The sequence below is a fragment of the Flavobacterium algoritolerans genome, from assembly GCF_030010385.1.
Lineage (GTDB): Bacteria > Bacteroidota > Bacteroidia > Flavobacteriales > Flavobacteriaceae > Flavobacterium > Flavobacterium algoritolerans.
The window spans coordinates 24,530-46,922 of sequence record NZ_JASCRZ010000003.1 but is presented as its reverse complement, the minus strand read 5'-3'; the positions used below and the strand labels follow the sequence as shown (position 1 = coordinate 46,922).

The window sequence follows — 22,393 nt, the reverse complement described above, 5'->3', positions numbered from 1 at the left end:
TTTTAAGGTTTTAAGAATGGAATTCCGTAAAATTTCTTAACAGCATCCACGTCATTTTTTGTTTTCGCTCTCTGCAAGCTTAAGAGTACATTTTGCCTATTGAACAACATAAGATCATCGTAGTTGGCATCAATATGATCCGCTGCGGCATTGATGATTTGAAGTCTTTTGGCATCGCTCATCTGTGTGCTAAATGAATCAAGGATTAAAAAGATCTGGTCAATATTTTTCATGCTTTCATTCAATATGCCTGAGTATACTTTTTGCATATAGACCAATTCGTCCACATTAAAATGATTGTCTTGCTGGAACAGGTTCCAAGCCCTTTCGTACTCATCCACAAGACGTACCTGCTTTTGTGTGATGTCCCTAATACGCTGGTAATAGGTAATGATTGATTTGACCTTCATCAGTTCATCATAGTAATTTTTGTACAGGTCTTTTTGCTTCTTTGTCCAATCAGAAATCTCATCAAGTTTAATTTTGGATAAGGTGTTTTCTAATTTCTTCTGCGCATTTTGTAGCCAGATCGTTTTGTTTTGCAGTTTTTGTATCCTAAGGTCAATCGCCTTAATAACTTTCTTTATCGCCTCCTTAATCAATGCGATTGGAATGACAACAACTGTTTCCGCCGGCCGTACCGGAGTGCCCACTAGTAACAGACAGAACAGGAAAATCATAATTTTCTTTTTTGCTTTCATAATGTTATAATTTAGTTTCCATTTCTCATATCGATTGCCAGTGCTGCAATTCCCTTTCTGATATCACCGTCAAATCTCTTGGTATAGGCTTGCACTTTTACTTTTTCGGTTTCTTCGGTGGTGTAGGCGAGGTATTCTTCAAGGGATACTTCAGTGCGGTATACTTTAGATTGCATTCCACCCAAGGAAATAAATACTTCTTTGTATTTTTTATCGGGATCATTGGCTTTGTTTACCGAAAGCACCAGTGCTTTTTCCTTTTCTGTAAGTCCAAGCAGTTCCTGGATTTGCTCGAACTTATTTTGGTATTTGCTCTGATCTAGCAATATTTTACAATCGCTATTATTGATGATGGCCTGCTTCACTACAGGGGATGAAATGATATCTTCCACTTCTTGAGTTACTACAATAGCTTCTCCAAAAAACTTTCTTACTGTCTTAAATAAATACTTTATATATTCTGCCATACCTTCCTTAGCAATAGTCTTCCAAGCTTCTTCAATAAGAATCATTTTACGAATGCCTTTTAGCTTGCGCATCTTACTGATGAATACTTCCATAATGATAATGGTCACTACAGGGAAAAGTATCGGATGATCCTTGATATTATCCAACTCAAAAACGATAAAGCGTTCTTTTAATAGTTCCAGATTTTCGGTAGCATTGAGCAGGTAATCAAATTCGCCTCCCTGATAATAAGGACGAAGTACATACAGAAAATTATTCACGTCAAAATCCTTTTCCTTCACCTTGTCTCCTTCCAATATTTTTACAAAATCGCCTTTCAAAAAATCGTAAAAAGTATTGAAGCAAGGAAACAAATCGAGATTGGCATCGAGTTTTTCATAGTAGAGTTGCAATGCATTGGATAATGCCACATATTCACTTCTGTTGAATGTTTCATTGTCCTTTTTCCATAGAGCCAACAGTAATGTTTTGATACTTTCTTTTTTCTCTGTATCCAAATTATCGCCCTCACTGATATAGAATGGATTGAATCGGATTGGATTTTTTTCATCATAGGTAAAATAATAACCACCAACCATATCGCACAATCCTTTGTAACTATGTCCAACATCGACAAGAACAATATGGGTTCCCTGCTCATAGTAGCTTCTGACCATATGGTTGGTAAAAAAAGACTTTCCGCTACCCGAAGGGCCCAGTATAAATTTGTTTCGATTGGTACAGATACCCATATTAATAGGCTCGTCACTGATGTCCACATGAACTGGTTTCCCCGTCAAACGGTCTCCCAGGCGGATTCCAATTGGACTAAGGGAAGAACGATAACCCGTTTCTAAATTCAGAAAGCAGGTGGCTTGTTCTGCGAACGTATCAAAGGTGTCATTCATTGGAAAGTCTGCCGAGTTTCCTGGAATGCCCGCCCAAAAAATTTGTGCAGCACCTACAGTTTCCTGTTTAGCGGCCGCATCCATTTGTGCCAGCGCAGAAGAGACTTTGTTTTTCAGGTCTTTCAGCTCTTCTTTATCGTCAGTCCAAACCAATACATTAAAATGGGCTTTGACAGGCAATCGTTGCTGGCTAATAGCTTCATTAAGAAAATCATTGGTGGCATCACGTGCAATCAGGTTCTCCCTGCTGTACGCCGATAAGGATTGTAATCGCAATCTTTTGCTTTCTAGTTTTTGCAACGTTTTTTGGAAATCCTCTATGAAAATATACTGGTTGTAAATATGATTACAGGAAAGCAATTGACCCAGCGTTGAGGCAAATCCAATACTAAACTTGGTCTTATCCGTGGAATACCGGTCATAATTAATTCTGGAACCGCAAAGTGCAGGCAAGTCAGCTGCATCACCCAGTGTATAAATTTGGCAATGTTTGTCGCCAACCTGTAGGCCATCATTGAAAGCGATATCTTTGAAGACAAAAGAATTATCTTTTTCAGAAAGAAAACAGTACCGTTCTATAATCCCAATCTTTCTGCTGTGGCTTCGCAGTTCATCATTGCCAAGGCGTGTCAATTTTACAAAACCACTGTCTTCTAAGATTCTTGCAAATTGTCCGGTACTGTCAATAAATTCCTGACGTAGTTGCGCTTTTAATGTTTCTTCCGGAACTATTGAACTCCTAAGTAAATTAGAAAACAAAGAACTTGATGTTTTTCTTCCTGCCGGTTTTTTGGTCAGGAAAATGTAGCACGAATGATCCAGAAAGGGACGTTCATTAAAAAAACGCTCACTGCTACGGGTCAAGAAACTATTATCCTCATTGGTAAAGTCCGGTTGAAACTTGCTGTCGATAAACCAATCCTGTTTATGGAATACACTGAACTTAGGAAGTAATTTTATTGCCTTAAGCAAAGTTTGGTGGAATGCTTCATATTCCTGATCCGACAAGGTAAATATCTCAGGCAGCTCTGCCTTGAATACTACGGTCACGTCACCCTGTTTGGACAGGATGCAGTCATGCTCAACATCCATAATCGGTAAAATATCATCTATCATCTTTTCCATCTTCATTTTTATTACCTGTTAGTAATTTTAACAAAATACTATTTTTGCATTTTGAAAATTTTCCTGCTTTGGAACTTGATCGCTTTAGGAACCTGTCGTTTTGCTAAAGCTTTCATCATACCATGTTCGCCGTATTTCTGGCTCATCTTGTATATTTTTAAAACCCATAGCGCCCCTGAAACGCCAATAATCCCTACACAGACTATTGAGGGCAATCCTGCAATGTATATTGCAGCAAACAGAATCATAAGAACAATGACACCTCCACCCAAATACCATATGTATTGTGCTTTTAACCCTTTAAATTCAATACTTTGGTTAATTCCTTTGTTGATTTGATATACACTATTTGTCATGGTATTTGTTTTAAAATTTCATCCTGTTACTTCGTCTCATTTCGGCAAAGGATTGTTGTTGCCATTTATCGTTGTCACTTTCTACAGTTGAAAAACGCTCTGATTTTTCTGTACGCTCCTCACTGCTCTCTATAGGTAACTGAATCACTGAGACCTCATTAGATTCTGCTGTTTCTCCATTGATACTGGCATCTTGCGGATTATCTTGCTTTAATTGGTTCTCTTGAATTTTCAATGCTATTTCCCTTTCAAGACCAGATAGTTCACTTTTCATTTGTTGCAATTCATGCTCCTTGCTAAAGGGTTTTGCAGTTAATTGTTGTAATTCTGGTAACTGATTTTCAATATCATTCAGGGATTTTTGGTACTTTTCCTTGAGGTGCTCTACCCGGTCAATTGCATTTAGGAAATGACGCACTGCCAATTTTGGATTGTCCACATTAGGAGTTCCTCCATTGAAAGTATATTTAATGCCTTCATCCGAACGTTGCGCATAAAAGCTGTTGGAGTAGCGGTATTGGTACAGGCCATCACTCTGGTAGGCTTCGCGTTCCCTTTTTATGTACAGTCCAAAATCATACAGCTTACCAATTTGTTTCGCTTCGCTTTCTCCATCTGGAGGTTTCCAATTTTTATAGAGATCAATAATCTGCTTACCGATACTTTCGGAATCTTGCGTTTTAAAATCATGCAATTGTATGGGATTTGCCCTTGTCCCATCACTTTCGTACTTCGGGTTCTTTTTGTAAAAGACATTATCGACAGTAAGCTTACCCAATGTTTTGGATGTGACCACTTTTTCTTCCAGCAGATATTCAATCTGATACTTGGTCCTCGAAATTTCCTTGTAATGTGCTTTTTTAAGGCTTTCCATCACAGCTACTTTTTTTTCGAGTTTTGATTTTTCTAATAAAGAGGTATCACCCGACAATACTGCGATATATTCCGAAAAGTTCATTCCGCTTTTCTCATCCATAGAACCTTCATCAATTGACCTGACATTCAGTTCACAGTTTTTCATCTGGCTGATGAAAGTCTGTTTGTTCTTCAATAGATTGAATTTGTAATTATCCAGCGACTGCTCCGTAGCATATATAAAATTCTTCACTTTATTCTCGTAATGTTGTTTGGCAACTTCATTTCCCTGTCTGCCTCCTCGTCCATTACGTTGCCCTAAATCCGATGGTCTCCAAGGAATATCCAAATGATGCATCGCCACAACACGTTTTTGCACATTTAGTCCAGTCCCTGCTTTTTCGGTGCTCCCCAAAAGAACACGTATTTCGCCGGTGTTCATTTTGTGAAATAGTTGTGCCTTTTTTTTATCCGTCCAGTCGTGGATATAGGTAATTTCATGGGCTGGTATATTAAAATCCGTAACTAGTTTTTCTTTAAGGGCATCGTACATATTGAAAGCGTCTGGCTTGGGTGTTCCGATATCCGAAAAAACAATCTGAGTACCTTTATGTTTGGTTGAATCATTATAAATTTCAGCCACATTTCGAGCACAGGTATTGACTTTATTGTTGGGATGATCGCCATACCCTTCATCTATCAAGCGCATATCGGCAGCCATCTTTTTAGCGTAATTCGTTGCAATTAGCATCCTTCCTCTAGCTTCCTCCTTGCTAAGGGGTGCTCTTCCAATAAGTGTCGCATCACCCGTTTTTGCAAACTGCATTAACTGTGTAATGAACTCACTTTGTTCAGGTGTTGGGCTGATATTGACAAGCTGTTCATCAATTTCCGGTTTGTCCAGATCAATATGCCTAGCCGTTTTATAGTCCGTAATTTCATTATAGAACAATGCCAATTCCGGGACTTTAATAAAATGACGGAAACGCTCTTTGGCGATGATTTCATTGGTAACAGAAAATTCAAAATCAGTTGTTTTTCTTGCAAAAACTGATGCCCATCCATCAAAGTTTTCAATATGCTGACGTTCCATTTCTTTCGGGCGCAGGTATTTAAAAAGCAGATACATCTCCGTTAGGCTGTTGGAGATAGGTGTGCCGGAAAGAAAGGTCACACACAAATCCGAATCAAATTTTTCCTGAAGCGAACGGACAGCAAAAAGCATATTAAGCGCTTTTTGACTTCCTTGCATATTTCCAATGCCTGCTACACGGTCATGACGGGTCGTAAAGGTCAGATTCTTGAACTTGTGCGATTCATCCACAAACAAATGGTCAATGCCCATTTCCTTGAAATTGATACCACTATCTTTCTTTTCTTCAATATCGTTTAATAAACCTTTGAGCTTACCATCCAGGTTATTTTTGCGTATTTCAAGCCCTTTGAGTATTTTCTTGGAAATATCACCTCCCAAATCTTTTGCTGTATCCAAATCACGTTCCACATTATCGAGTTCATTTTGGAATATCTCTTTTTGGATTTCAGGTGATTGCGGTATTTTTCCAAACTGGTCGTGTGTCAAAATGATGCAATCCCAATTGTTATTTTTGATTTCATGGAACAGCCTTACTCTTTTGGCTGGTGTAAAATCATTTTCACCCGGAGCTAAAATTCGGGCATTGGGATAGGCCTTGCGATAGGTCGTTGCAATTTGATCTACATTTGCATGTAGCGCCAGTATTGCTGGTTTGTGTATGATTCCTAAGCGCTTCATTTCATTGGCTGCAACAATCATGGTAAGTGTTTTACCGAGTCCAACCTCATGGTCAATTAAAGCACCTCGGTTTTGAATAATACGCCATGCGGCGTTTTTCTGCGAACTATACAAATCCTCAATTTCAAGAGCTTTTTTATCCAACCCCGGAAAGCTGAGATGACTTCCGTCATACTCGCGTAACACATAACAGTTGAATGTTTCGTTATACAGGTTTTCCAATTCCTTCTTATCGCTCTGTGGCAATTCCTGAAGCCATTCAATAAAGCCATTACGGATGTTCTCAATTTTTTGATGTGCCAATTGTATGGCTTCATTGTCAGGTAACCGTATTGGTTTACCTCCAGGTCCGTCTATTTCATAGGTGAAAAATGGAGTGGTATTTTCCAGCGCATGTTCCAATATCGTATAGCCATAGGTTGTTCTTCCACTTTTGGGCGTTACCGCAAATTCCCTGTCAATTTTGGTATTATGTCCCGTACTGACCTTAAAGGTATCCAGTGATGGGAAGTAATTAATTTCAGTTGACTGTTCAAACAATTGCCTGGCAAAATTCTCATAGTAATTGATAGGTATCCATCGTTCACCAAGGTTAAAGTCGAGTAATTCAAAAAGTATGCGCTCTGGCTGTACCTTTTCCAGTGCCTGCATTCCTTTATAATATTGGATATTTTCAGGATATTGCTGTACCGCCTGTTTAGCCTGTTGCAACTTTTTCACAACATTACCACTTAGATACAGGTCTGAAGTCTCCCAATCCTGACGGATAGGGTTTAGATAAATATGATGGTTCAAGCTTTCTATCGCCTCATTTTCTTCAAGTCCAGTTGCAGCGGTTATAAATCCTAAATCTACATTTCCTTTTTCGTTCAGGCTTCGTGCAAGTGCCTCTATTGGATCATCCGTAAAGTACCGTTCTTGTTGTTTTACTATGGACTCGCTCAAAATATCGGACTTCACATACCGTTCGCCTTCCTTGCGTTCCAGCGAAGAAAGTACCGTGAACCCAAAAGCCGAATCCTGCATAATTAACCTGCGATTCTCAGCACTGTTAAGAATGCCATAGTGAGAAACAAATTTTGTGTAATGCATGTCCAGATTTTTTCGCACTTCATCACTGGCGGCTTCATCTGATTGTTCTTTTTCAAACAGTTCCAAGTAATTATCCCTAATAACAATATAGGAATCGTAAAATTTCAGATTCCCTTGCAACAGTAATGGCTGGAAAAAAGCCTGTTTATGTTCGTTATTTATATCATTGATCGTTCCAATTGCTTCTCCTAGCCGAACCAGTGTTCCTTCTTTATAGAAGGATTTGAAGGCGGTAACTTCTTCATAAAGCTGTCTTTCAAGGTTAAAAGCGGATTCAAGGGTTTTATCTCCTTCATAAACATACCCATGCTCATATTGTTGAAGGATATTGGATAAAGCCAATAGTTCATGTGGTAATAATCCGCCATTCATCCAATTGGCTGAAAAACCATCAATTTCCTTTACATTGGAATATAACTTATACAGATATCGATTGGCCCTAATCTGTTTGGCGGTGATAAGCACGACATTTTCATGAGAGGGATTATCTGTTGTGCGGATGGTGCTTAATATTCTTGCTGTTTTTTTGTCAATTACCGTTTCATCCAATGGATTGATGTAATCCATCGCACGATTGATATTCTCCGCTGGCACGGTGTCAAACAATCCTAGCTGAACAGAAATTCCGCTTGCCTTGCTTTCCGGCATTGTCAAGTAGGTAAATTTTTGTCCTAGTACTTCGGGTTGCTGAACAATACTCGCTTGTTGTGCCTGTTCAAAACGTTCCTTGTTAAAATTCTCTTTTAATCCATCAGTGATTGTTTGGGCAAGCCTGTCTTCAATTGAATTGATATCGCCACTTTGCCATACCCTTTGATGTGCTTGTCCATATTGGTTTTTACCAGCTTGTACTTCATTCCCAATTAGTAGTTCCGGTCGATGGTACAGGTATTTATTAATACTGTATTTTCCAAACTCGTTTTCCATACCAACAGTTTGCAACAGGTCAGTTTCATTGTCAGATAACGTTTCCTTGTACTCGTTTTTTTGCACAATAAGCAAATGATTAGGAGCTTCCGTATTACCTGTTTCCTTCATCAGGTTATCAGGCATAACAGCCAGACTCACAAAATCTGCATTTTGAAAAAGGTATTCACGTACAGTCTGATTCGAAGAACTATTCAAAAAACCATCCGTAGTGATATACGCCATTAAGCCGCCATCCGCTAGTTTGTCCAGTCCTTTTGCAAAAAAATAATTGTGGATTTTCCCTGAAATTGCTTTATCAGGATAAGCCTGGTCATAAACTGAAAAATTGCCAAAAGGAATATTGCTGACCACAAGATCATAGCTGCCATTATCATTTGTTGGGGTTTCCTCCAATCCTGTAATATTCGTGGTAGTGTTTGTTACCAGCGTACTGTTTAATGCCGAAAGCACTAGTCCGCTAAGCTTATCTTTTTCAACAGCGGTAATTTGTTCCAACTTCGGGAATACTTTTTCTGCTTCTGTGATAAAAATCCCTGAACCCGCCGATGGTTCGTATAATCTTTTAGGAGCAATGCCTTGTCTTTTTAAAGTATTGTACAATGTTCTGGGAACAATTTCTGGTGTATAAAAGGCAGTAAGTACACTATTGCGAAGCGATGAAACAACCGTATTGTATTCATTTTCAGAGTAGTGTGCCTGCAACAATTCATGTAGGCGCATCATCTCTGGATACAGCTTCAGGTCTTCTATAGTTGCTCCGGACTTTAACCAGTCTTCGGTAGTGCCATATGGATATAACACAGCCTTGATACCTCCAAAGCCAGCATACTCCTTTAGTGCTGCTACAACATCTTCTGTCAAGACATCGTCTTGCTGCCATTGCATTGCAAAGATTATCGCCTTAATATTGGCATTTAGTTTTTGGGATAGATTGTAAGCCATAATCACTTATTTTCATACTGTGCAATTCCATAAATAGCTCAACTTAGATAGTCAGCAATCTGACCAATAAGGGCATTCCTCAAAGTAGGATCTTCTTCATTTTCATTTGTAAAACCAATAGTTTCAAAAACTTCCTTACAGCTTTCCATAAGATTGATTACCTCATAAGTGAGGATGCCTGATTCATGAAAAGTGGTATAGGTTTTCTCAAACTCCTCAGCCAATAGGGAGCGGATATATATAAATCGTGAAGGCTTCAGATCTTCGGTAAGTATATTGAGGCAAATTTCTTCTATGATATATTGGGGTGTACCTTCAGATAACATATCCTCCAATATGGATTTTACACCATTTACTTTTTCATTGAGATAACCCAATACATTGTACTCTTCCTGTAGCGTAAACATCAGGTCGGGATTGTTATGGATAATATAAAACCATAACTTTTCTTTCAGTATATCTTCCATAGCGATTTGTTTTAAATACCAAAGAAGGATTTAATTACTGTGGCAACTACAACCAGAAAAACACAACTGCCAAACCATGCCGCAGCAACTTTACCTGTATCAGGGTCGCCTGCATTCCATTTTTGATATACTTTGACAGCACCTATTAAACCCAATAGCGCACCAATAGCGTACATTAATTCCGTGCCCGCATCGAAATAACTTCGAACCTGTTGGTTGGCTTCATTGATTCCTGCTAATCCGTCTTGAGCATAGATCTGATAATTAATTGCCAGCAATACAAGGACAGTTGCAGTAATAGTTAATTTTTGTCGAGTAAATATTTTAAAATTCCAGTTGCACTTTTTCATGACACATTATTTTAAAGTTCAAATAATTAGATAAAAAAACGAAGGGGTTGCCACTGTCGCAATTCCACTTTCCTGTTACATAAGCCATACCGCGCCGGGACGGACAGGGGCATTTCCTTCGCTATATTGTTTTAGTCTTTTTCATCCCACAATCCTTCCGCCTCTGTCTGAGTTAAAGTGATGGATTCGAGTTTTTCACATTCTGAGACAATCAGCTCGCTTACTGAGGAACGAAATGGAGAATCTTTTACAGATGGATACTCCCTAAGAATTGATTTGATGTAGTCCAGAAATTCCTGTTTATGAAATTTTCTTTTGGCAGCATCTGCGATAACGTTTTTCAATCGTTCTACCAGACTATCTACGTCTTGAAAAGTAGTATCAAACTCTCCAAATGAAGATTGGGTTGAAGTCACTTCAGGTGAATTCTGATAGTTTAATTCAGATTGGGGTTCTTGGTAATTTGTGTTTCCTAATCTGTGGAATTGAAGTTTCCGTTTTCCTGTCACGATTTCTTTGATGTCATCAAAATAAAATCGCAATCCAACAAATAAATACCAACTTGCCAATAGCAGGACAACTACAACTATATAATTGCCCCATGAAATGTTTGTAAACATACTTTCTTCATTTTATCGTTCTACATTAGTTCTTTGCAATCCGTTTAATGGAAAGTTTTCCAAATCCGGATGTTCGTCATTACAGGGCAAAGAAACGATAGACAAGAAATCGTCACAAGTCCAACTTTTTGTTGTACCCCGAGTTGTACCCCTTGGACCCTCAGTAAAATCAGGGATAAAAAGATAAAAAAAATGCAAAAAAATAAAAAAGCCTCCACAATGGGAGGCCAATTTGATGATGAAATAAATTATTTTAGGATAGTTATTCCTATTCTAAAATGATGAAAATTCAATTTCCGACTTTTTATCCATTAGTTGCCAACCATCATCGGTTCGTATAAAATACACTTCATAATTCAGCGTGTCTCGCAAGCCATTTTTAACAGCAACAGCAAAAACATTCTTTCTTCGAACTGTATTGTAAGTCACTATGGCCTTATTATCAGAACTCATAATCCTTATTTCTTTAATCGCTCCAAACTCTTCATCTGCTACTTTTACACGTTGAATTTTATATCTTTTATCATCTTTGGATGTAGGCAGTAAGTAAGGTTTTGCAGCATCGGTAAAACTCACGAAAGAGGTTGTGTCACCAAATTTCTTGCTTTGAAGCACTTTTACAAATCCTTTTTCTACCAATCCCGATTTAAAAATGGTGTAAGCGTGTACAGGATCATTGCAGAAAATATTATGGTCTACAATAGTAGGATAATGATTTTTTTCTAGAATAATGGCAGTAGCCAATTTCTCATCTAGCTTTTTAGGTTGGCAGCCTGTGATTATCAGAATCACTGTGGTCAAAATGTAGGGTAGCTTTTTCATGTTTTTAAATTTTAAATTATTAATATTTAGTTAATATTCTTTAATCTGTTTAATCATGCGTTCCAATGTTTCAATTACTATTTCCTTATCCCTTTCTTCGGCAACGTAAGCTTTGCTACGCATAGCATCATAAGAGAGGTTTACTTTATTTGGAGTGGATAGAAAAGGAACAATTGTTTTAAATAAATGATTCATTGATTTTGAAATAAGAATTTTTAATTCATTGGATGCCCTAAGTATTAGAGCTGTCTGATCCGTTGAAAGTTTGCATAAAATTTTGCCGGAAGGAGAGTCTGTTACATAGGGTTCATTTATCTTTTTTTCAATAATTTGAAAGGGCGCACTTAAATAGTTTGAAAATCTTGATTCTACAAAAGTTATTAATTCATTCAAACAAGAAATTAAAGTAGCTGTAACCTCTTTTAGATTATCTCTGTGTAAATCGTTGCTACTATTTATTTCTGTGATTTTATTTAAAAGAAATAGCAATGACGAATAATAATTACCAACTAAAATTTTAATCTGTTTCTCCTTAGTAAGCGAAAAAACCTGTACTGTAAACTGTGACTGGATAAAAAATGTTTGCTCAGTCGCTTTTTCAATAATCGCTCTTGATTGAATTAGAGTAATCATAGTAAGATCCGTTTTATTGGGATTAAGGGTTGAAGTAACCGTTAAATCCAGCCACTCTAAAAGATAGGTTTGAGTCATGTTTTTTACTTTTACTTAGTAAATCTTTCTCTCGATCGTAGATCGACAGTACTCTAAATCAATGCTTATAGAACATTTCTAACCCGATCAAAACACGTATTACATAGTATTCAATGGAAATTTAATCTTAAACGATATTCAGAAGGAGACAGGGAGGTATGTCTTTTAAAAAAAGTACTAAAAAAAGAAGAATTGCTGAATTGCAATTCTTCTGTAATATATAAAATAGTTAAATGGTTGTTTTGAAGCAAAATTTTTGCTTCAAGAATAATGGCCTGCTCAATAAATTGCTTCGCAGTTTTTTCGGTAACTTGTTTGACAGTTTTGCTAAGATGGTCTGTCGTGACCAGTAAAGTATCCGCATAGAATTTTACACTATGTTGTTTTCTGCAATTCATTTCTAAAATCGTAATAAATTGCATGACCAGTTTTTCCTTTTTTGTGTGTTTTACTGATATATGCCAAGAGGATCTGTGATACATTCCTGCTAATTCATACAGTAACAGATTAAAAGTAAAAAGGATTGTCTCATTTTTAAAAATATGGATACTGGAACGCAGTACTTTACTATTAAGTAATTTAAACAGATCAATAAGTAATACCACATCTTTGTTCTTGAGAAAGATTTTGGAAGATAATTTGGTAATAAAAAATTCAAAATATCCAATATGAGGTCTCCTAATACTATTCTCAAAAGCAAACTCTGGTGTGAATGATAGCAGGCAAATTTGCAATTGGTCGCTCATAATCAAAATTTCATATGAACTTCGCATCGGAACCACTAACAGCTCATTTTCGAAGATAGTAACTTCTCTATTATTTATTTGTATAGAAAAAGAACCCGAATTTACGATCAGAATAGAAAAACGATCCAACATAAGTAGCTCACTAAAAGCTATTTTAGATGTAAAGCTTTCAAAAATGTAGACTTGCAAACCTAAATGGCGATATTTTGAATTTTTACTTACCAAAACAATACTCTTTTATAGAATTATAATTGCAATCGGTTAAATTGACTTTACTTTGGTTTAAGTGGCTTGAGCGTTTACTTAGATAGTAATCTGGCCATCAATGAGACTGAAACAAAAAGTAAATTTGACATACCGCTCACAAAAAATAAGTAGGCGAGATTCCGTGGGTTACTACTTTTTATCTCGCCATTTGTGAGGTAGTCAATCATTTCATCGTAGGATAATAGGTCTACGATGAAATAAAGACTAACGAGATTGAAGAGAATCAAAAACACGCTAAACGTGTATATTATTTCCTTTTCAATGAGTAGGATACGGTGCATTATCACTCCGTTATAAGATTATTTATCATAATCCCTGCTACAAGTGACCTGATTACTGCGGTAGATGAATTATCGATGGCACCACTAAGTCCTCCAACACGATGACCAACAGAGGAGTCCCAATCTTCATCTTTACGCGGCGGATCATAATAGAGTGAATACCGGACTATGGATGAAGTGGTGAGGATAATTCTCTTATCCTCGTTGTTAAATTCAGGATTAGTCATCACGGATGATTCATATGAAATTATGGATTGATAAATTTCCTCGTAGGAATTGTTTTTCCATAAAAGCACATCGTTCATAAAACTGGAAAGACTACCTTTTGCTACATTTGTCATTGTAGAATTTGCAATAGCTTCATCTAGTTTAGCCTGAGGATTATTTACGATCTCTTGTATTACATCAAGATTAATGGACAGATTTGTTCCTAAGTTTAAGAGCATTAAATCATTATTCTCAGCTGCGATGGCTTCGACTTGTTGGCTGATTTGTGCTATTGTATTGTACTGATAATTACCTGTCAAATAAATATCAAGGATGTCATTATGTAACTTACCCGCAAAGTCATATATGTTTGCTGGGTTTTCTGGGGTCAAGTTTTGCACCAAACGAGCTGATTTTTCTGATTTCTTGCTGCTAACCTTGCCATTAATACTTTCAGTATTATCAATAGAGTCAGTGGTACAAGAGACGATTAGTAATGATAAAATCACTAATCCTAATGAAATATTTTTCATGATTAAAATGTGTTAAATGTGTCCAACTATTTTTGTAGTCAGTTCATTTCACCCGGGTAAGCAGAACTTTAATTTAGCACGATGCTAAATGTTTTTGCTTTTGAATTCGAGGCAAATCTAGAAGTCGAATTTCAACCCCGCAACACATGATGTATGGATTTTCATAATTTATGGTATGGATTTTCTGAAAATCCATACCCTTTTTTTGACGAAAATTTACTCATTATTAATTGTTTATATTGTATTTGATGCAATTTCCAGAAAAATATCCCGTTATATTTTTATCAGCCTATCATTTGCTTTCAAAAATATTTTTGTAAATAAAATAGTACCCCATTTTTAATTTAACCTATGATTAAAAAGTATCTACTAATCTTATCTCTTTGTTTAGGAGATCAAGTTTGCGCGCAGGAAATCTATTTTAAAATTCCTGATACGATTCGAAATAAGGATTATGATTATCTCTTTGAAAGGATAAAGGAATCAGAAAATGATCCTGTTAAAGAGTCTCTTTACCTTCAATCCTTTTTATCGAAAGCTAAATCAGAAAAAAATTCGCAGGAGATCGTAAATGGCTATAAAAATTATCTTCGTCGCTCACCAGAAAATTTAAAACTGGTGTATGCTGACAGTATGATCTATACAGCGAAGAAATCGATGGACAATGCTTTGATAGGCTCAGCCTATCTATCAAAGGGAATCGTATACTATGCCCAGAAAAAGCATAATTATGCTTTAGATAATTATCTTATCGCAAATAATTTTATTTCTAAAACCAATGACAAGTATTTGATATATAAGACGAAATACAATATTGCACACATTAAGTATTATCTTGGATTTTATGATGAGGCGATTTCTTTGTTTAGGGAATGCATCGATTATTTTAAAAAAGGTGATTCCAGAGGCTATTTAAATTCTCTTCATTCACTTGGTTTGTGTTATAATCGCATTGGCAATTATGGGTTATGTACGGAAACAAACGAGAAGGGCATTGCGGAAGGGCGAAGACTCAATAATGATGAAATGGAGGGGTACTTCAATTACTCGGAAGGAATTAATCAGTATTTTCGTAGCAATTATGCCGCAGCTATTAAAAAAATAACCTATTCGCTACCAATCATACTTAAAAACAAGGATTTCGCAAATGAAGCTGTTGGGTATTTTTATATCGGAAAAAGTTATTGGGATCTTAAGAATCCCCAAATGGCGATAGCCTATTTCAAAAAAGTAGATGTCATTTTTAATGATAAAGGATACATTCGTCCTGATCTTCGCAATAATTATGAATTATTAATCAGCTACTTTAAATCCAAAAGCAATCCGGATCGTCAACTTTATTATATTGAAAAACTACTTAAAGTGGACAGCATCTTAAACAGTAGATACAGATATGTATCTGGAAGAATCCACAAAGAATACGACACTAAAGAATTGCTGGCACAGAAGAAAAAAGCCGAAAACTTATTAGATAAAAGAAAGTATAACGATTTCATTTTTACAAGTGTAATAGTCTTTTTATTCTTATCTGTATTATTTCTTATCTATAGACATATTAGAAACAAGAGGGTCTATAGGCAAAGATTTGATGAATTGATGAAAAAAAGTGAAGTCGCCACTAAACTTGAATCCAAAAACATAGCCAATGGAATAGAAGACATAAATCAAGACACGGTAGCAGCAGTCTTAAAGCAATTGGAGAAATTTGAAAAGGATAAAAAATTTCTGGAAAAAGATTTAACTTTGACAAAGCTTGCAGTAGCCTTTGATTCAAACACAAGGTATATTTCCAAAATAATATCCCACTACCGAGATAAAAAATTTGTTGATTATCTCAATGACCTAAAAGTAGATTATTTGATTATTTTATTGAAAGAAGATAAGATGATGAGAAATTATACAAATAAAGCACTAGCAGAAGAAATTGGGTTTAGTAGCACACAACGTTTTGCTACTGCTTTTTTTTCAAGAGCCAAGATGCCAACATCATACTTTATTGAGGAACTTTTAAAAGAGCAATAAATTATAATTGAAATCATTGGGATTACAGGTTTTAATTACAATTTATTAGGGTATGATTCATACATATGTTTTTTTGTTTAGGTTTCATACCTTCCCTACCAACTGCAAAATAAAATCACCCATTGCCACATTGATTTTTTCCAAAGCTTCTTCAGCAGTAAACCATGCTGCTTTGTCAATTTCCGGAAAACTTTTTAATGTTCCAGACTTTGGTGGCCATTCAATTTCAAAAGTATTGCTTTCTACAGCATCTGTATCAATATCCTTTTCCAATGCCCAAGCATAAACTACTTTGCCAGATTTTAATTTTACAGGAACAAGCTCGATAAAATCTCCATCTAATCGAGTTCCTGTTTCTTCCTCAAATTCACGTATGGCTGCATCAAATGCATTTTCTCCATCGTTGAATTCTCCTTTTGGTATTGACCAGTGTCCTATATCTTTGTTTTTCCAGAACGGACCACCGGGATGCACAAGCAAGACAAACAATTGCTTATTGACTCTTTTATATAAAAGTATACCCCAGCACTTTTCTTTAACTTCATTTTTCGAATCCTGTAATACTGTCGTTTTTACTGTTATATTTAGTTTTGTAAAACCAATTAGCGATTAGACTATTTTTTTTGTTCTAACAACAACCAGAACCAACTTGTATTGGTGGACATTTTACAGTTCCGTAACTGCAATATACACAACAATCTCCTTCTAATGGTCGTAATCTTGTTTTACATTTTTCACATTCATAGAAAAATTCGCACGCATTTGTCGGCATCATTTCTGCTTTCTTATGTCCACAATTTGGGCAAGTAATAGTCGATTTTAATTCAACAGTTTTTTCTTCATATGTTGCACAGGTTTCACAATTTATTTGAAGTCTATTTCGATAATAATTTATAATTGTAGCAATAAAAAGTCCAAACATCCCAGTGTAAATTAAATATGTTGAATTTTCGGATTTGCTAAAATAATAAGCAAAGAATATTACTATTCCGCTCGGAATTGCAATTAGTAAAGGATACAAATAAAGATGTTTCCGGTAAGAAATATAAAGTCCACTAATTGAAATTAAAACCATTGCATGAAAAATCCACATTGTCCAACCACCGAAAAGTTCAAAACTACCAAGTCCAAGTGCAGAAGCTGTAAATGCAAAAAGCGGAAAACAGCAAGGTGAAAATATTGCAGTCAAGAAAAGCCCAGCCGTTCCAAGTTTGTCAATATTATTTTTTATTTTAAAGTTCATTTTTAATTATTTATTTTTACGTTTCCGTCACTCAAGTCTTACTCTAATGTCTTGTGACTTTCACTAGGTTTGGAACTAAATTAAGGCTTATTTTTCAGTTCGAATAAATTTCCAAATGCAAAACCTTTCACAAATTAAACCTAAAAGCCCAAATCTTTTAAAGCCGCTATTAGCAAATCGTTTTATTTTTTTAGGTTTATTTCAGAATTCTTTTTAATATGTTTTAAAACTCTATCGTGAATTTTATGAATTATTAAATCGCTCCATTCTTGCCAATAAAATGCAGGTTTTATATTGTGATAATACCAAGTTGTTCCTTCAAGTAAAGTTTTTCCGTTTTCCAATTTCGTTAGTTTAAATTGACCTTTTTTCGATATAAAATAATCATGTAAATGTGGTGCGTAAATATTCCAAAAACTTAATTCTTTCATTGGTGCTGGTTGTTCAAGAACGTTAAATTTCAATAACTTTCCTTCGTTCCAAACTGTTACTGGTTCAACGAAACTTCCAGTTGTAAAATTGCAATGTCTTACTGAACCAACTCCACTTCCAACAATTTTAGCGTTTATAGGATATGCAATTCCAGTTTTAAATATAAATTCGGTTGGTTCATCTAATTGAGGAAATTCAATTACGTTTTTCCAAACTTCCAAAGGTTCCGCATTTATAACAATCGAGGTTGTTACTGAAGTCAATTCTGGTTTAATTTTATTTTCTACAAACGAAGTTAACGGAATTATAGCAATAAGAATTAATAAAACTGATGGTGTGGAAGTTGATGATTTTTGTAATAAACTAAATCCAATCAAACTTCCGATCCAAGTTAATAAAATTCCGATTGGAGCAGCCATTATAATACAAATCAATCCTTCAATTGCAAATGCAATTAAAGCAAGTGTACAAATTGCAAGTGTTGAAAATCCAATCCAAATAGCTTGACTTTTTGTAATTCTGTGTTTGTAACCATAAAGTAATGTTGAACAAAATCCGATTAAAAATGGTGTTAGCATAAAAAGTGCAATTCCATATTCTCCAATCCCATAAATTCCCCAAAGCGATAAAATTCCAGCAATAATGGCTGTAATCATTATTGAAACCCATTTCCGTTTGGTTTCATTTAAAATGATTAATTTGTCAAATAATTTCATATGATCTTGATTTCTTCTGATGTTTCTAAAACTGCCTGCCAACTTGTAAATCCCAGCTATAAAGCGACTTAAATCTTAGACATGGTTGGCTTTGTGCCATAAAATGGCTTTATACACTTTGGCTAATATACTTTGGCTAATATACTTTTTTATTACAAATTATGTAACAAAAACAGTCAACTTCTACAATTAGTAAGGTCAAAACAAACCTCGCTTAAAATAACTTAAACGAGGTTTTTAGAATTATTTTGAGATTTTACAATTTTGGAGAGGTTACGCAACGGTCACAGCTGATATAAGTTGGGCTTTTTACAAATCCAGCTTCCAAAATATTAAATCGGAAAAAAACCTTGTCTGCCATTTGTTTTATCACCTGTAAAATGAATGTAATTAATTTTTGATATAATTTCGTCATTTGGGTCTTTGTTATCTAACATAATTATTTGACGATTTCTATCTACTGCTGATAGGTCGGTAAAAAATGCATCTTCCATATCTTTTGCAATTTCTACTGACTTAACTTTTGATTCTTTACCTTGGTATGTTGTCAATGGAGAATCAAGGATAATATTTCTTGAATGAGGTAAATCCTTATTAATACAATAGTCCATTAAACCCAATACAAAGGAAGTATATGTTATAGCCCGAATACCTTTGCCATGTGCTTTACGATTTTTATCATTTAGCACAATATCATAAGTCTTATACGAATCGTCAAAATTTACGCTTGAAATATTAGGGTATTTCCAACTTTTAAGGATTTTCTCTATTGAATTACAAAATTCTTTGAAGACAGTATATTTTATTCCATCCGTTTGTTCTCCTACTTTTGGTTTTTTGGCTAACTCTTTTTCCATTAAACTTTTTTGTAAAAAGTAGTTGTCGAGTTGTTGTTTAAGAACATCTTTTTCCTTGATTAAGGATAATTCTGTTATTAAAGTGTCAACTTCCTTCTTTGTGGATGATTTAATCGGTTCTGTTTTCTCTTGTATTTCAATTTTTACAATTTCATACTGCCTGTTTAACGCTAATAGAGTTAGCCTCCTTTCTTCCTTATCAATATGTAATTGCTTTAAAGTACTTTCAAGATCTGCTAGTTTAATTCTAATTTTATCTAACTCAACTTCAATAGAGTTCATTACACTTGATGATTTTTCACCTTCTTCAATAATGCAATCATAGTGTTCCTTGTCCATATCACCACCACACAATGGACATTTTATAGCCGTTAATTGAGAAAAATATTCTTCACCTTCTGTAATAAACTCAAGCCTCTTTATATCACTGTAGTAATGTTCTTTTAATAGTAAAAAACGGTGTGACAATTCTTCTTGTAATATTCCTTTTGATTCAATCGAATTAATTTCATTATAAAGACTTTGTTTTTCATTACCTAATTTTTCAAGCTGCATGCTAGAGTCGGCCAGAACCATAGTAAGCTCATCTAGTCTTTTTTGTAATTGTAATTCCTTTTCAATTGGATTCTCTTGTTCAATGAGTTCTATTTTTTGTGATAATTCTTTAATAAGAGAATCTGCGAATTCGATTTTACCTTTTATTCTACCAGTGAAAATTTTAATATCTTCAACCTGTTCTAAATCTTTAGCATCTTTACCTGTAAGTAAAATTTCAAGTACTGATTGTTCTTGTGTTTGTTCTGTATATTGTCCAGAATAAACAGGCGATTTTTCAGTAATTATTCTTTCTTCGTCAATTAAGGTAAGTTTGGCAATATCTCTGAAGCTAAGTTCTCTTTTTACATTTTGTTTATCTTTCCTCACATAAGTTTCCCCAAAACCACTTAATGTCAACAGAAAACTAGAAATATTATCATCATTATTACTTGAATGTTGACTTTTTAAATCTCTTGAAACTCCTTGAGTCATGAATTTTTCAATCTCAACTTCTTTTAATTTAAAATTACCTCCATTCAAGCTACGGTTAAGTGTAAATGTTTTATTGGTGAATGTTTTTATTTCAAGAAATACATCGGTATAGCCAATACTTTCAGGTATATCTTTAGGAATGTCACCACCTCCTAACATGAAATTTATACAAGCAAAAATATATGACTTACCAGTATCTGATAATCCAGAAACTAAGTTGAATCCTTTACTAAATTCAAGTTTCGCAGTCTTGCTATTAAGACCCGTTACGTGAAGTTTACTAATATAAAAACCGTAATTATTGCTCATTAATTTTTCCTCTTAAAAGTGATTCTTTAGAAAATTCTCCACCCCAAACATCCATATTGTTCTTTATAAATAATGATAGCTTTTCATCACTGTATGCTTCGAATTTATTCACAAGCCAGTTAGAAACACTTTTTAATTTATTAGCGTATTCTGAATTGTTATACTCTAAAAATGGGTTTGTTAACTCCGTTGAAGAATATAGTATACCAGTTTTATCAAATATTGATTTTATTAATTGCTTACTATTCATTAAAGTTAATCCCTTCTTAACAAGTTCCCTCTTTATTAATATTTCTGATGTTCTATGAGGGATACAAGGATGAATACTCTTAGGGCCATTTGGAACATCACTGGAATGAACCAATATATAATCGTAATAAACAAGTCTTTGTAAGTCACATCCTTTAGGATAAAGTTCATTTAAAATGTATAGTACTCTTAAACCAACTTCAAGGGGTGAATTAAAAACTGTTGTATTTCTTTCTTCAAAAGGGTTCATTTCTTTATCCATTTTAATTTATTTTCATTTGCAAGATGATGACAAATCCCAATTTTGTCTTGAATTTGTGCTTTTTCAAGTAACGCATTACCACTAAGAGTTAGTTTGGTAGCTTCATTAGTTGTTTTTAACACGTTTTCATATCCACTTTTATGTGCATTATTACAAGTATTTACAACGCCAATGTAAACTTCTTCTTTCAAGTCTTCAAAACAAGTGTTCTTTGGAGGTAAATGGTCCCTACTAAACTGATTTAGTGCTTCAGCCCAATAGAAACAATTTCTATTTCTATTGAAGTGCTCGAAATAATCTGTATACGGTTTAAGGTCTTCTAAATTACTTATCGGAATTTTGATATGATCTGAATAGGCTTCAAACAATTGTTCTATAAATCTCAACGAGTATTCTTTATTTTCAAATGAATTAATTGACGGTTTTTTTCTTTGTTGTAATCCGCCACCAAAACGAGAGGCAAAGTACCTTGTCGTTTTAAGTTGTTCAATTAATTCTTGTGGATCAAGTGATGTGAAGATTCCAAAATCAATGCTTTCAATATATTCGTTAAGTTCAGTAGTTAATTCAATATTCTCAGTGTTTGTTATTTTTACTTTACACTTATCATCCCATTTGTCAATTAATTCCTTTTTTAATTTTTCGGGTTCATCTAATAAGTCCCCAAGAGTATTTCCCACCCCTTGAGGTGAAACGAAAAAATATTTTTTCGGTAGTTGGTAGTGATTATGAAAAGTATAATAACAAAGTTTCCCTAGTTCTAGCCAAATGTCACCAGGGTGAAGTGGGTGGTCATAATGTTTACATTGATAATTGTCCCAGTCACCATTATTACCAATAAATGCAATAACGTCTCTACCTTTGTCACCTGCTCCAGCGGGTTTTCTGACTTTCGTGTATTTTGTTTTGCAGTACCCAGCGATCCATTCTCTAACAATATCTTCAAAATTTTCAGCGGATACAATTTTTAATCTGTCAATTGGAGGTATAGGAATTCCAAGAACAACATCACTATTCGATAACAATCCAATAGATTGTGGTTCCTGAGGTTCTATTAATTCTTCTTCTTCTTTCAATTTTTAAAAGTCATAATGTGAATTACTTTGTCGGTTTGTTAGTCTTGCCCATAACGCCCATTAG

At 34.9% G+C, this 22,393-nt stretch carries 18 protein-coding genes and 1 pseudogene; 1 reads left to right on the top strand and 18 read right to left on the bottom strand.

The genetic code is table 11. The features are described from left to right. Nucleotides 1-2: 2 nt before the first annotated feature. The 11 genes from QLS65_RS08030 to QLS65_RS07980 all read right to left on the bottom strand — a co-directional run bounded on the left by QLS65_RS08030 (nucleotide 3) and on the right by QLS65_RS07980 (nucleotide 14,134). The gene (locus QLS65_RS08030) at nucleotides 3-701 is read right to left on the bottom strand and encodes a conjugal transfer protein TraI (protein ID WP_282716552.1); all 699 of its coding nucleotides are present in this window, start codon (nucleotides 699-701) and stop codon (nucleotides 3-5) included. Nucleotides 702-712: 11 nt separating this feature from the next. Beyond that, on the bottom strand, nucleotides 713-3,181 hold the full coding sequence (locus tag QLS65_RS08025; RefSeq protein WP_282716550.1) for a TraG family conjugative transposon ATPase: 2,469 nt from the start codon (nucleotides 3,179-3,181) through the stop codon (nucleotides 713-715). 38 nt (nucleotides 3,182-3,219) lie between these two features. Further along, nucleotides 3,220-3,537, bottom strand: a complete 318-nt coding sequence (locus QLS65_RS08020) for a DUF4133 domain-containing protein (RefSeq protein WP_282716548.1) — start codon at nucleotides 3,535-3,537, stop codon at nucleotides 3,220-3,222. 10 nt (nucleotides 3,538-3,547) lie between these two features. Then, nucleotides 3,548-9,130 (bottom strand): helicase-related protein, encoded by a 5,583-nt coding sequence (locus tag QLS65_RS08015; RefSeq protein WP_282716544.1) that lies wholly within the window; start codon nucleotides 9,128-9,130, stop codon nucleotides 3,548-3,550. A gap of 38 nt (nucleotides 9,131-9,168) precedes the next feature. Next, a complete protein-coding gene (locus QLS65_RS08010) occupies nucleotides 9,169-9,537 on the bottom strand; it encodes a DUF1896 family protein (RefSeq protein WP_282716543.1) in 369 nt (122 codons plus the stop codon). Nucleotides 9,538-9,608: 71 nt separating this feature from the next. Further along, a complete protein-coding gene (locus QLS65_RS08005) occupies nucleotides 9,609-9,947 on the bottom strand; it encodes a DUF4134 domain-containing protein (protein ID WP_282716542.1) in 339 nt (112 codons plus the stop codon). Nucleotides 9,948-10,078: 131 nt separating this feature from the next. After that, nucleotides 10,079-10,567 carry a hypothetical protein gene (locus QLS65_RS08000; RefSeq protein WP_282716541.1) on the bottom strand — a complete coding sequence of 163 codons (489 nt, stop codon included), beginning with the start codon at nucleotides 10,565-10,567 and terminating at the stop codon, nucleotides 10,079-10,081. Between the two features lie 273 nt (nucleotides 10,568-10,840). Beyond that, the gene (locus QLS65_RS07995) at nucleotides 10,841-11,389 is read right to left on the bottom strand and encodes a hypothetical protein (RefSeq protein WP_282716540.1); all 549 of its coding nucleotides are present in this window, start codon (nucleotides 11,387-11,389) and stop codon (nucleotides 10,841-10,843) included. Nucleotides 11,390-11,419: 30 nt separating this feature from the next. Next, a complete protein-coding gene (locus QLS65_RS07990; protein ID WP_282716539.1) occupies nucleotides 11,420-12,100 on the bottom strand; it encodes a hypothetical protein in 681 nt (226 codons plus the stop codon). 110 nt (nucleotides 12,101-12,210) lie between these two features. After that, on the bottom strand, nucleotides 12,211-13,071 hold the full coding sequence (locus tag QLS65_RS07985) for a helix-turn-helix domain-containing protein (RefSeq protein ID WP_282716538.1): 861 nt from the start codon (nucleotides 13,069-13,071) through the stop codon (nucleotides 12,211-12,213). Nucleotides 13,072-13,396: 325 nt separating this feature from the next. Next, nucleotides 13,397-14,134, bottom strand: a complete 738-nt coding sequence (locus tag QLS65_RS07980) for a hypothetical protein (RefSeq protein WP_282716537.1) — start codon at nucleotides 14,132-14,134, stop codon at nucleotides 13,397-13,399. A gap of 351 nt (nucleotides 14,135-14,485) precedes the next feature. On the opposite strand from QLS65_RS07980, the gene QLS65_RS07975 reads away from it, so the two are divergent. Further along, nucleotides 14,486-16,156, top strand: coding sequence for a tetratricopeptide repeat protein (locus QLS65_RS07975; protein ID WP_282716536.1), 1,671 nt, complete (start codon nucleotides 14,486-14,488; stop codon nucleotides 16,154-16,156). A gap of 84 nt (nucleotides 16,157-16,240) precedes the next feature. On the opposite strand, the gene QLS65_RS07970 is transcribed toward QLS65_RS07975, so the two are convergent. From QLS65_RS07970 to QLS65_RS07940, 7 genes and pseudogenes are all read right to left on the bottom strand, one after another. Then, nucleotides 16,241-16,675 carry an NUDIX hydrolase gene (locus QLS65_RS07970; protein ID WP_282717154.1) on the bottom strand — a complete coding sequence of 145 codons (435 nt, stop codon included), beginning with the start codon at nucleotides 16,673-16,675 and terminating at the stop codon, nucleotides 16,241-16,243. 109 nt (nucleotides 16,676-16,784) lie between these two features. Further along, nucleotides 16,785-17,024, bottom strand: coding sequence for a GDCCVxC domain-containing (seleno)protein (locus QLS65_RS07965; RefSeq protein WP_282717150.1), 240 nt, complete (start codon nucleotides 17,022-17,024; stop codon nucleotides 16,785-16,787). 30 nt (nucleotides 17,025-17,054) lie between these two features. Beyond that, nucleotides 17,055-17,399: pseudogene (locus QLS65_RS07960) on the bottom strand (MerC domain-containing protein); the annotation flags it as partial. A 182-nt stretch (nucleotides 17,400-17,581) separates the two neighbouring features. Then, nucleotides 17,582-18,547 carry an SRPBCC family protein gene (locus QLS65_RS07955; protein ID WP_282716535.1) on the bottom strand — a complete coding sequence of 322 codons (966 nt, stop codon included), beginning with the start codon at nucleotides 18,545-18,547 and terminating at the stop codon, nucleotides 17,582-17,584. Between the two features lie 332 nt (nucleotides 18,548-18,879). Next, nucleotides 18,880-20,742 carry an AAA family ATPase gene (locus QLS65_RS07950; RefSeq protein ID WP_282716534.1) on the bottom strand — a complete coding sequence of 621 codons (1,863 nt, stop codon included), beginning with the start codon at nucleotides 20,740-20,742 and terminating at the stop codon, nucleotides 18,880-18,882. Continuing rightward, the gene (locus tag QLS65_RS07945) at nucleotides 20,732-21,253 is read right to left on the bottom strand and encodes an ABC-three component system middle component 2 (RefSeq protein WP_282716532.1); all 522 of its coding nucleotides are present in this window, start codon (nucleotides 21,251-21,253) and stop codon (nucleotides 20,732-20,734) included. The genes QLS65_RS07950 and QLS65_RS07945 overlap by 11 nt, the downstream gene beginning before the upstream one ends. Next, nucleotides 21,238-22,329 carry an ABC-three component system protein gene (locus QLS65_RS07940; protein ID WP_282716530.1) on the bottom strand — a complete coding sequence of 364 codons (1,092 nt, stop codon included), beginning with the start codon at nucleotides 22,327-22,329 and terminating at the stop codon, nucleotides 21,238-21,240. Before QLS65_RS07940 ends, QLS65_RS07945 begins: the two co-directional genes overlap by 16 nt. Between the last annotated feature and the right edge of the window lie 64 nt (nucleotides 22,330-22,393).